At 63.5% G+C, this 11,384-nt stretch carries 7 protein-coding genes; 5 read left to right on the forward strand and 2 right to left on the reverse strand.

Features of this window, described 5'->3' with window-relative positions:
• The first annotated feature begins 196 nt into the window (after positions 1–196).
• From CHB75_RS01910 to CHB75_RS01920, 3 genes are read left to right on the forward strand one after another with little or no spacing between them, the layout of a single operon-like run.
• Positions 197–3,544, forward strand: coding sequence for a transglutaminase family protein (locus CHB75_RS01910; RefSeq protein WP_089268815.1), 3,348 nt, complete (start codon positions 197–199; stop codon positions 3,542–3,544).
• Between the two features lie 4 nt (positions 3,545–3,548).
• The gene (locus CHB75_RS01915) at positions 3,549–5,945 is read left to right on the forward strand and encodes a circularly permuted type 2 ATP-grasp protein (RefSeq protein WP_245840600.1); all 2,397 of its coding nucleotides are present in this window, start codon (positions 3,549–3,551) and stop codon (positions 5,943–5,945) included.
• 4 nt (positions 5,946–5,949) lie between these two features.
• A complete protein-coding gene (locus CHB75_RS01920; RefSeq protein ID WP_089268816.1) occupies positions 5,950–6,831 on the forward strand; it encodes a transglutaminase family protein in 882 nt (293 codons plus the stop codon).
• Between the two features lie 164 nt (positions 6,832–6,995).
• Here CHB75_RS01920 and CHB75_RS01925 read toward each other — a convergent pair whose 3' ends face one another.
• Together CHB75_RS01925 and CHB75_RS01930 are read right to left on the reverse strand one after the other, a co-directional pair.
• Positions 6,996–8,048 (reverse strand): ABC transporter ATP-binding protein, encoded by a 1,053-nt coding sequence (locus CHB75_RS01925; protein WP_089268817.1) that lies wholly within the window; start codon positions 8,046–8,048, stop codon positions 6,996–6,998.
• Between the two features lie 3 nt (positions 8,049–8,051).
• The gene (locus tag CHB75_RS01930; RefSeq protein ID WP_089268818.1) at positions 8,052–8,915 is read right to left on the reverse strand and encodes an IclR family transcriptional regulator; all 864 of its coding nucleotides are present in this window, start codon (positions 8,913–8,915) and stop codon (positions 8,052–8,054) included.
• A gap of 177 nt (positions 8,916–9,092) precedes the next feature.
• Here CHB75_RS01930 and CHB75_RS01935 point away from each other — a divergent pair, with 177 nt between their 5' ends.
• Together CHB75_RS01935 and CHB75_RS01940 are read left to right on the forward strand one after the other, a co-directional pair.
• Positions 9,093–10,355, forward strand: a complete 1,263-nt coding sequence (locus CHB75_RS01935) for an ABC transporter substrate-binding protein (RefSeq protein WP_089268819.1) — start codon at positions 9,093–9,095, stop codon at positions 10,353–10,355.
• Between the two features lie 104 nt (positions 10,356–10,459).
• On the forward strand, positions 10,460–11,377 hold the full coding sequence (locus CHB75_RS01940) for a carbohydrate ABC transporter permease (protein WP_089268820.1): 918 nt from the start codon (positions 10,460–10,462) through the stop codon (positions 11,375–11,377).
• The last annotated feature ends 7 nt before the right edge of the window (positions 11,378–11,384 follow it).

Consider the following 11,384-nt stretch of genomic DNA (forward strand, 5'->3'; position numbering starts at 1 on the left):
GGCTTTGGGATGGCCGCCAGCGTCTGGGAGAACCTTGGGTGAAAAACCAGCGCGGCGCGCCGATCAAAAACCCGGCAATGTTCAGAAGTTAAAACGTGATTGAGCACAGAAAACCGGCAAGACTGCACAATGGGGGGATGCAAAAGCCAAGACTACCTGAGATGGTGTCTCAAAAGATCAGGGGAAGCCGATCAAGATGGCCATTTACGCAAGCATCCACCACCTTACGCATTACAAGTACGACCGCAATGTCACGATGGGGCCTCAGATCATCCGCCTGCGACCTGCGCCCTATAGCCGGACGCGCGTGATTTCGCATTCGCTGAAGGTGTCGCCGCAGCCGCATTTCGTGAACCACCAGCAGGACCCTTATGGCAACTGGCTGTCGCGGTACGTGTTCCCCGAGCCAGTGCGCGAGTTCAAGATCGAGGTGGACGTGGTGGCCGATATGTCGGTCTACAACCCGTTCGATTTCTTCGTCGAGGATAGCGCCGAATTCTATCCCTTCAAATACCCGGCTGATCTGGTCGAGGACCTGTCGATCTATCGCCGCGCCGATCCGGCCACTCCGATGCTGGCGGATTTCATTCGGCAGATCCCGACGGAGAAGACCCGGATCGTCGACTGGCTGGTGATGTTGAACGCCAAGGTGGCGAGCGATATCGAATATACCATCCGCATGGAAGCCGGGGTGCAGTCGCCCGAAGAGACCCTGCAAAAGGCGCTGGGGTCGTGCCGGGATTCAAGCTGGCTGCTGGTCAATGTGCTGCGGCACCTTGGTCTGGCTGCGCGGTTTGTGTCGGGCTATCTGATCCAGCTGAAGCCGGATCTTCAGGCGCTGGACGGCCCGTCTGGGACGGAAAACGATTTCACCGATCTGCATGCCTGGGTCGAGGTCTATCTGCCCGGCGCGGGCTGGATCGGGCTGGACCCGACATCGGGGTTGTTCGCGGGGGAATCGCATATCCCGCTGGCCGCGACGCCGCATTTCCAGAATGCCGCCCCCATTTCCGGCGGCTATCAGGCGCAGGGCACGCCCGAGGTCGAATTCGAATTCGACATGACGGTGACCCGCGTGGCGGAACACCCGCGCATCACCAAGCCGTTTTCCGAAGAAAGCTGGCAGCGGCTGAACGCGCTGGGCAAGCAGGTCGACACCGAGCTTGAGACTGGCGATGTGCGGCTGACCATGGGCGGCGAGCCGACGTTCGTTTCGATCGATGACTATGAGGCCGCCGAGTGGAACACCGCCGCCGTGGGCCCGACCAAGCGCGGGCTGGCCGACCAGTTGATCCGCCGGTTGCGTGACAAGTTCGCACCGGGCGGGTTCCTGCATTATGGGCAGGGCAAGTGGTATCCCGGCGAGACGCTGCCGCGCTGGACCTTTTCGCTGTACTGGCGCAAGGACGAAAAGCCGATCTGGGCCGATGCCAACCTTGTCGCGCTGGAGAATGCCGAGACCGGGGCCGATGCCGAAAAGGCCGGTGAGTTCATCGCGCGCTTTGCCGAGGAGCTGGGGATCGAGCCGGATATGGCCGTGCCCGCCTATGAGGACCCTGCCGAGTGGATCATCAAGGAAGGCAATCTGCCCGAGAATGTGACGCCGGAGAATTCCAAGCTGAAGGACCCCGAGGAACGCCATCGCATGGCGCGGGTGTTCGGGCGCGGGTTGACGGAACCCTCGGGTTTTGTGCTGCCGATCCAGCGCTGGCAGTCCAAGGCCTCGGGTCGCAAGTGGCGGTCTGAAAAGTGGAACCTGCGGCGCGGGCATGTCTATCTGGTGCCGGGGGATTCGCCTGTCGGCTATCGTATCCCGCTGGGGGCGCTGCCCTATGTGCCGCCTGCGGCCTATCCCTATACCTATATCACCGATCCCAGCGTTCACCGCGATCCGCTGCCCGACTATGATCAGGGTGGTGCAACGCCCGAGGTGTCCGCCGGTCACAAGCAGCCGGTATCGGCCCCGTCCGAGCAGAAGGCCGTGCAGGATGTGATCGAGCAGGAGCTTGGCGGCGTTGGCGGGGCCGTGCGCACCGCGATGACGGTCGAGCCGCGCGATGGCAAGCTGTGTGTGTTCATGCCGCCTGTCGAGGACATGGAGGACTATCTGGACCTGATCGCCGCCGCCGAACGCACGGCCAAGGCGCTGGGCCTGCCGATCCATATCGAGGGCTACGCGCCGCCGCATGATCCGCGCATCAACGTGATCCGTGTGGCACCCGACCCCGGCGTGATCGAGGTGAACATCCACCCCGCCGACAATTGGGACGACTGCGTGGCGACGACCGAGGCGATCTATGAAGAGGCACGTCAGTGCCGTCTGGGGGCCGACAAGTTCATGATCGACGGTCGCCATACCGGCACCGGTGGCGGCAACCATGTGGTTGTGGGCGGGGCGACGCCCAATGACAGCCCGTTCCTGCGCCGTCCCGATCTGTTGAAATCGCTGATCCTGACGTGGCAGCGGCACCCGTCGCTGTCCTATCTGTTTGCCGGGATGTTCATCGGGCCGACGTCGCAGGCACCCCGTATCGACGAGGCGCGGCACGACACGCTCTATGAGCTTGAGATCGCGCTGAGCCAGATACCGGACCCTTCGAGCGGCACACCGCCGCCGCCATGGCTGGTGGACCGGTTGCTGCGCAACATGATGACGGATGTGACCGGGAACACCCACCGGGCCGAGATCTGCATCGACAAGCTGTTTTCGCCCGATGGCCCCACGGGGCGGTTGGGGCTGGTGGAATTCCGCGGGTTCGAGATGCCGCCGGACCCCAAGATGTCGCTGGCCCAACAGGTGCTGATCCGGGCGATCATCGCGCGGTGCTGGAATGCGCCTATTCAGGGCACTCCGGTGCGCTGGGGGACGGAATTGCACGACCGGTACATGCTGCCGCATTACCTGTGGCAGGATTTCCTGGACCTGCTGCGGGATCTGGATCTGCACGGCTTCAAGCTCGACCCCGAATGGTTTGTCGCGCAGAAGGAATTCCGCTTTCCGTTCTGCGGGCAGGTGGAATACGAGGGCGCGCATCTGGAAATCCGGCAGGCGCTGGAGCCCTGGCATGTGCTGGGTGAAACCGGGGCAATCGGCGGGACCGTGCGTTATACGGATTCCTCGGCGGAGCGGATGCAGGTCCAGCTGACCACATCCAACCCGGAACGCTATGGCGTGACCTGCAATGGCCGCACCGTGCCGCTGCGCCGCACCGACACCAGCGGTGTTTCGGTCGCGGGTGTGCGGTTCAAGGCATGGCAACCGGCCGAGGCGCTGCACCCGACGCTGCCGGTGGATGCGCCGCTGACCTTTGACATCTTTGACAAATGGTCGGGCAGGGCGCTGGGCGGTTGTGTTTATCACGTGGCGCATCCGGGCGGGCGGAACTATGAAACCTTCCCGGTCAATGGCAACGAAGCCGAGGCCCGCCGTCTGGCGCGGTTCGAGGCGCTGGGCCACACGCCCGGGGCCTATTGGCCGCCGCAGGAACAGACCCACCCCGAGTTTCCCATGACGCTTGACCTGCGTCGGGCACCCGGGATCTGAGCCAGTGGAAGCTGCCAGTACCACCGAAAATGACGCCATAGCCGCGCTGATCCGCGGCTATGGCATTCCTGCGGGCGTGTCGGACGAGATGATCGGCGCGGATGGACAGCTGCGCCCGGTCTGGCGCCCCTTTTTGCAGCGTTTTGCCAAGCTGAGCGCCGAGGATATCGCGCGCCGGTTTGACCGGGGCGACCGGTATCTGCGCGACGCAGGTGTGTTCTATCGCCAGTACCGCGAGGCGGATTCGACCGAACGGGACTGGCCGCTGAGCCATGTGCCGGTGCTGATCGACGAAAAGGAATGGACGCAGATCAGTGCCGGGCTGCGCCAGCGCGCCGATCTGCTGGAAATGGTGGCGCGGGATCTGTACGGGCCGGGCAATCTGGTGCGCAACGGGATGCTGCCGACCGAACTGGTGGCGGGCAACCCGGCCTGGCTGCGCCCGATGGTGGGGATCGAACCCAGCTCGGGGCATTTCCTGAACTTTGTGGCGTTCGAGCTGGGGCGCAATCCGGATGGGTCGTGGTTTGTGCTGGGCGACCGGACAGAGGCGCCATCGGGGGCCGGATTCGCGCTGGAAAACCGGGTGGCCACCATGCGCACCTTTTCCGACCCGTTCCCGCATGGCACGATCTACCGGCTGGCAGAGTTCTTTCGCGATTTCCGCGATGCGATGCAGGCCGGGCGTTCAGGGCCCGACACCCGCGCGGCGATCCTGACCGCCGGGATCGGGACCGAGACCTATTTCGAACATGCCTATATCGCCCGCTACCTTGGCCTCATGCTGCTTGAGGGCGAGGATCTGGTGGTCGAGCAGGGGCGTACAATGGTGCGAACTGTTTCTGGCAACAAACCGGTTTCGGTGCTGTGGCGGCGGATGGATGCGGCCTTTACCGATCCGCTGGAGCTGAATGACAAGAGCCAGATCGGCACGCCGGGATTGGTGAGTTCGATCCGGTCGGGGCATCTGTCGATGTTCAACGCGCTTGGCACGGGTGTTTTGCAGACGCGGGCGTTTCTGGCGTTTCTGCCGCGTATTGCGCGCGAATTGCAGGGGCAGCCACTGATGCTGCCGAATATCGCGACATGGTGGTGCGGGTCACCCAAGGAGCGCGCCTATGTGCAGGCGCATTCCGACCGGATGACCATCGGCGATGCGCTGGCGCAGGATCTGCCGTTCGAGGTGGATAACGGCACGGTCATTGCGGGGCGTTTCCCGGATGGCAGCACCGCCAATATCGCCGAACTTCTGGCGGCACAGGGCCCTGCGCTGGTCGGACAAGAGGCGGTGAGCCTGTCCACGACGCCGGTCCATGAGGACGGTCGGCTGGTGCCGCGCCCGGTCATGTTGCGGGTGTTTGCCGCGCGCACGGCGCAGGGCTGGTCGATCATGCCGGGGGGCTATGCGCGGATCGGGCCCAGAGGTGATGCCACGGCACTGTCGCTGCGCAGCGGCGGGTCGGTGGCCGATGTCTGGATCGTGGCGGACCGCAATGTGCCGACCGATCACGTCACCAAGACCGAGAGCCAGTTTCAGCGGGCAAGGCCCAGCATGCTGCCGTCGCGTGCGGCGGATAACCTTTATTGGATGGGGCGTTACGTGGAACGGGCCGAGGGGCTGATCCGGCTGGCGCGCGCCTACCATATGCGGCTGGCTGAGGCCGGTGTGCCGGACGATCTGCGGGTGGCACGGATTGCGAAGTATCTGGAGAGTTCCGGGGTCGATCTGGACACGGCGGTGCCACGGGAGATTTTGGGGCATATCCAGCACGCCATTCGTTGCGCCGCCAAGGTGCGGGACCGGTTTTCCATCGACGGCTGGATCGCGCTGCGGTCTCTTGAAGAGGAAATCGCCGATGCCCGCGCGCCGCTGCCGGGGGACGAAGCCGCGCGGGCGCTTGGGCTGATGCTGCGCGGTACGGCGGCGTTTGGGGGCCTTGTGCATGACAACATGTACCGCTTTGTCGGCTGGCGATTCCTGAGCCTGGGGCGGGCGCTGGAGCGTGCACAGGCGATGACCCGTCTGCTGGCCGATTTCGCCGCGCCAAACGCGCCAGAGGGCAGTTTCGACATCGCGATCGAGGTGGGGGATTCCGTGATGACCCATCGCCGCCGTTATCTGATTCAGACCAACCGCAATACGGTCATCGATCTGCTGGCGCTGGACCACCGAAACCCGCGTTCGGTGCGCTATCAGGTCAGCACGGCCCGCCGGTTGGTTGCCGAACTGCCCGACGCCGATGTGAACGGCGAACTTTCCGAATTGGCGCGCGCGATCCTGCGGGTGGAAACCCGGCTGGCTGTTGCGGATCCGGCGACGCTGGACACCGACAAACTGCTGTCGATGTCACGCTCAATCGGGCGGGTGTCTGATATGCTGACCCGGACCTATCTGACGTGACGCCATGCTGTATGACATAAAACTGATCATCACCTACAACTACGCCGCCCCGTCGATGCAGGCGCGCAATGTGCTGCGGGTGCTGCCGCTGAACCGGTCCGGAGAGCAGCGGCGCATCACCGGCGAGGTGAGCTTTGATCCGAAGCCGCAGGAACGTGTCGACTGGACCGATTTCTTTGGCAATGCGATGACCGAGATCGCCTTTGTGCAGCCGCTGACCAAACTGACCGTGCAGGTGCAATCGCGGGTCGAGCGGATCGCGCAGGCGCCGCAGCTGGATCTGTCGCCGACCCGGCCGCGTCTGGCGCAGGAGTTGGCGGACATGCCCGGTCTTGACGCCGACAGCCCGCATCATTTCCTGGCGCCGTCGCCCCGGGTGGGGTTCGATGGTGCGATCACGCAGTTCGTTGGCGGCATCCTTCGGGAGGGGGGAACGGTGCTTGCGGCGATGCGCGATGTCGGCCGCGCGCTGCACCAGGAGATGCGCTTTGATTCCAAGGCGACGGACGTGAACACCCCCCCGGCGGAGTCGTTCCGTAACCGCCACGGCGTCTGTCAGGATTTCAGCCATGTGATGATTGCGGGGCTGCGGGCGCATGGCATCCCGGCGGGATATGTCAGTGGCTTTCTGCGCACCGAACCACCCGAAGGCCAGCCGCGTCTGGAGGGGGCGGATGCGATGCACGCCTGGGTGCGGGTCTGGTGCGGGGCAGAGGTTGGCTGGATCGAATATGATCCCACCAACGACCTGATGGTGGGCGCGGATCATGTGGTTGTCGCCGTCGGGCGCGACTATTCCGACGTGGCCCCGGTCAAGGGGGCGGTGCGGTCATCGGGCGGGCAGAAAAGCCGCCACACCGTGGACATGGTGCCGCTGCCGGGCTGAGGGGGTTGCGCCCGGATGCCCGGGCGACAGTGCCGCCGGGGGATTGTTCGAAAGACATTTTTGCCTCCGGCGGGAATATTTTCGGGCAGATGAAGGCAGGGCTGGTTCCCTGCTTCTTCTCTTTCGAAATACGCGCCGTCGTGGTCGGCTGCCGCGCCGCCGGATCAGCGCAGCCGTGCGCCGGTTTCACTGTCAAAGAAAAAGACATGCTCGGGCGCGATGCTGACCCCCAGCCTGTCGCCCGAGCGTGAACGGGTTTCGCCGCGCTCTTCGACAACCATCTTTTCCCCCGTCGGTGTCACGAGGTGGGCATAGGATACGCCGCCAAGGCTTTCGCTGAGATCGACGGTCAGCGGGCCACCCTGTGTGACGGTCAGGTGTTCGGGGCGCAGGCCGACATCGACGGCCATTCCGGGGCGCGCCGAGGCAGGTGCCGGTACGGTCAGGTCCAGCCCCGCGACGGTGACGCCCTGCGGCGTGACCGTGCCCGGCAGAAAGTTCATCGCGGGCGAGCCGATGAAGCCCGCGACAAAGCGGTTGTCGGGGTTGCGGTAAAGGTCCATCGGCGCGCCGACCTGTTCGATATGACCGGCGCGCAGCACGACGATCTTGTCGGCCAGGGTCATCGCCTCGACCTGATCATGGGTCACGTAGATCATCGTCGCGCCGATTTCCTTGTGCAGGCGGGCGATTTCGACCCGCATTTCCACGCGTAGTTCGGCGTCAAGGTTGGACAGCGGTTCGTCGAACAGGAAGACTTCGGGGCCGCGCACGATGGCGCGCCCGATCGACACGCGCTGGCGCTGACCACCCGAAAGCGCGGCAGGCTTGCGTTTGAGGTAGGGATCGAGTTTCAGAATGCGGCTCGCCTCGGCCACTTTTGCGCGGATCTCGGCCTTGGGGTGGCGGTTCATCTTGAGCCCGAAGCCCATGTTTTCCTCGACCGTCATGTGGGGGTAGAGCGCGTAGGTCTGGAACACCATCGCCACGCCACGTTCCGCTGGGTCGAGCCGGGTGACGTCGCGGTCACCGATCTGGATGGTGCCGCTGCTGGTATCCTCAAGCCCGGCGACCATCCGCAGCAGCGTGGACTTGCCGCAGCCAGAGGGGCCGACAAAGACGCAGAATTCGCCGTCGTCGATCGCGAGGTCCAGACCGTGGATCACCTGGACTTCGCCATAGCGTTTGATCGCGCCGTTCAGTGTCACTTGGGACATGGTTCAGGCTCCTCCCTGAGGTGTGGTTTCTGACTGTGGAAAGGCCCATGTTTCGGCCTCGTCCGCGATGGCGCGGGCGGTGGTCTGCAACTGCGGGGCCAGCAGGCCCAGCTGGCTGATATCGGTGCGGGTCGTTGTTGAGGTGACGGAGAGCGCGCCAAGAAGGCGGCGTTTTGCGGTGAGGATCGGAACGGCGACGCAGATGATGCCGGGTTCGTGTTCTTCGTTGTCAAAGCCGTATCCGCGGGCGCGGATCGCATCCAGTTCGCGGCGCAGGCTGTCTGCGTCGCAAAAGGTGTGTTCGGTGAACCGGTGCCAGGATTGTTGTGCCAGCGCGCGGTCCAGATCTTCGGGCGGGAGATGCGCGAGCATGACCTTGCCCACGCCGGTGCAATAGGCCGGGCCGATCTTGCCCGCCTGGCTGAACATCTCGACCGGCTGGCGGGCGTTGCGTTTGTCGACATAGAGCACCTGAGCATGGTCGAACTGCGCAAGGTGCACGGTTTCCCCGACCAAGGCGCTGAGCCGGTCCAGATGGGTGCGCGCGATGGGGGCAAGCGAGGACTGCGCCCAGGCGGCATGGGCAAGCCGCACCAGCCGGATGCCGGGCGCATAGGTGCTGCGCTCTGGATCAAAGGTCAGCATGCGCTGATTGGTGAGCGTTTGCAGGAACCGGTAGAGCGTTGCCTTGGGGTAGGGGGTGTCGGCCAGCAGTTCGGAGAACCGCACCGGCCGACCGTAGGAGGCGACGCTGTCCAGCACCTCGAGCGCCTTGCCGACGGTGCCATCACCGGCCGTTGCGCCCGCCCGGGTGCCCGTCGGTGCGCCAATCGGAGCGCCAGTCGCGGTTTGACCGGTTTGTGCCATTCTCTGAATCCTCCCTGCCGTGGCGATTGCTGTGGCTGTCTATCTGGCTGTCGCAGTCACGGCTGTTGACAACCATAGGCGAGTCGCGGTTATATTTTCAATATACAAAACAAGGTTTCAAATATTGGAACCAATTATTGTGCGAATTGACTTTGGAAACTCTCGGGAGGAGACCCAATGACGTCCATTTTCAGAACCACGGCTGCCGCGCTGGCGGTCAGCTTTGCCACCGCTCCGGTTGCCTTTGCCGAGGCGCATGCGCTGTCGGGTGATCTGGTGATATTTTCGGATATGTCCAATCCGGCGCCCCGCGCGGTGATGGAGGGGATGGTGGAGCGCTTTGGCGCGATGCACCCGGATCTGAACATCGAGCTGACGGTGATCGACCGTGATGCGTTCAAAACGCAGATCCGCAATTTTCTGACCGCCAATGCCCCGGATGTGACCAACTGGTACGCCGCCAACCGGATGCGGCCCTATGTGAAAGCGGGCCTGTTCGAGGACGTATCGGACCTGTGGGAAGAGCCCGAGATTGCCGAAAACCTGGCATCGACCAAGGGGGCGATGACGCTGGATGGCAAGCAATGGGGCGTGGCCTATACCTATTACCAGTGGGGTGTTTATTATCGCAGCGACATCTATGATCAGTACGGTCTGAGCGAGCCTGCAACCTGGGACGAGGAAAAGGCCAACTGTCAGGTGCTGCTGGACAACGGGGTCAAGTGCTATGCCATCGGGACCAAGTTCCTGTGGACGGCCGCCGGCTGGTTTGACTACCTCAACATGCGCACCAACGGCTATGATTTCCACGCGGCGCTGACCAATGGCGAAAAAAGCTGGACCTCGGACGAGGTGCGGGCGACCTTTGCCCATTGGCGCGAGCTGATCGACATGGGGGCCTTTGTCGATAACCACCAGTCCTATAGCTGGCAGGAGGCGCTGCCCTTTATCGTCAATGGCGATGCTGCCGCGTATCTGATGGGCAACTTTGCCGTGGCACCGCTGCGCGAGGCGGGGCTGGATGATTCCAAGCTGGATTTCTATCAGTTCCCGGCGATCAATCCTGATGTGGCGCTGGCAGAGGATGCACCGACCGATACCTTCCACATTCCGGCCAATGCCAAGAACAAGGAAGCGGCCCGGGAATTCCTGCGCTTTGTGGTTTCGACCGACAACCAGACGCTGATCAACGCGGGCGACGCGCTGGGGCAGCTGCCGGTGAACAGCGCCGCTTCGGTTGATGACGACAAGTTCCTGCAACAGGGTTTTCAGATGCTGTCATCCAACAGCCCCGGTGGCGTGGCGCAGTTCTTTGATCGCGATGCCCCGGCCGAAATGGCGGCAGCGGCGATGGAGGGGTTTCAGGAATTCATGGTGATCCCCGACAACCTTGACGACATCCTGCAGCGGCTCGAATCCGCGCGGTCGAGCATCTACTGAACCGGGTGGCGGGGTGAACCCCGCCCTATGATGCCGGTCCGGGCGGTGAGGCGGGTTTCCCCTGGCCGCTGCCCGGACACACTGGCCGCCACAGGAGCCATCCCATGACCAACGCCGCGCTGCCAACCGCCCCGGACACGCGCCCGCGCAGACGCAATGCGCAGGCCATCGCGCCGTGGCTTTTCCTAGCGCCGGGGCTGCTGTTCTTTCTGTTCTACGTGATCTTTCCGGTGTTCCAGAGCTTCAACCTGTCGCTGTACAAATGGGACGGGCTGGGCACGCCGGAGTTTGTCGGGCTGAAGAACTACCGTGATCTGGGCAGTGACCGCGCCTTTGAGGTGTCGCTGTGGAACAATGTCAAATGGCTGGTGCTGTACCTTCTGGCGATCCCGGGGGGGCTGTTCATCGCGCTGTTCCTGAACCAGACGGTGCGGGGCATCCGGCTATACAAATCGCTGTTCTTCTTTCCCTTCGTGATCAGTCAGGTTGTGGTGGGGCTGGTGTTCAGCTGGTTTTATGACCCCACCTTCGGGCTGCTGAACGTGATGCTGGGCTGGGTCGGGCTGGGCCCGATCAACGTGCTGGGCGATCCGGCGCTGGTGACCTATGGCATTATCGTCGCGGGGCTTTGGCCGCAAACGGCCTATTGCATGATCCTTTATCTTACCGGGCTGAACGCCGTTGATCCCGAACAGGTCGAAGCGGCGCGGCTGGACGGGGCCAAGGGCTGGCGGATGCTGTGGTACGTGATCCTGCCGCAGCTGCGGCCGGCGACCTTTATCGCCTTTGTGGTGACGATCATCGGCGCGCTGCGCTCGTTTGACCTCATCTCGATCATGACCAACGGCGGGCCGTTCGGATCGAGCCGGGTGCTGTCGTTCTACATGTTCGAAAAGGCGCTGTCGGAATATGGATTCCGCATGGGGTACGGCGCGGCGATTGCCGTGGTGCTGTTCCTCATCATGCTGGTCTTTATCGCCTACTTCCTGTGGTCGATGTATCGCCAGGAGAGACCGAGGTGAGCCTGTT

Source organism: Puniceibacterium sediminis, from assembly GCF_900188035.1.
GTDB lineage: Bacteria > Pseudomonadota > Alphaproteobacteria > Rhodobacterales > Rhodobacteraceae > Puniceibacterium > Puniceibacterium sediminis.

What these genes read in the sequence shown, in the direction of transcription:
- CHB75_RS01910 (WP_089268815.1), top strand. Translation starts at nt 197, where the DNA reads ATGGCCATTTACGCAAGCATCCACCACCTTACGCATTACAAGTACGAC.
- CHB75_RS01920 (WP_089268816.1), top strand. Translation starts at nt 5,950, where the DNA reads ATGCTGTATGACATAAAACTGATCATCACCTACAACTACGCCGCCCCG.
- CHB75_RS01925 (WP_089268817.1), bottom strand. Translation starts at nt 8,048, where the DNA reads ATGTCCCAAGTGACACTGAACGGCGCGATCAAACGCTATGGCGAAGTC.
- CHB75_RS01930 (WP_089268818.1), bottom strand. Translation starts at nt 8,915, where the DNA reads ATGGCACAAACCGGTCAAACCGCGACTGGCGCTCCGATTGGCGCACCG.
- CHB75_RS01935 (WP_089268819.1), top strand. Translation starts at nt 9,093, where the DNA reads ATGACGTCCATTTTCAGAACCACGGCTGCCGCGCTGGCGGTCAGCTTT.
- CHB75_RS01940 (WP_089268820.1), top strand. Translation starts at nt 10,460, where the DNA reads ATGACCAACGCCGCGCTGCCAACCGCCCCGGACACGCGCCCGCGCAGA.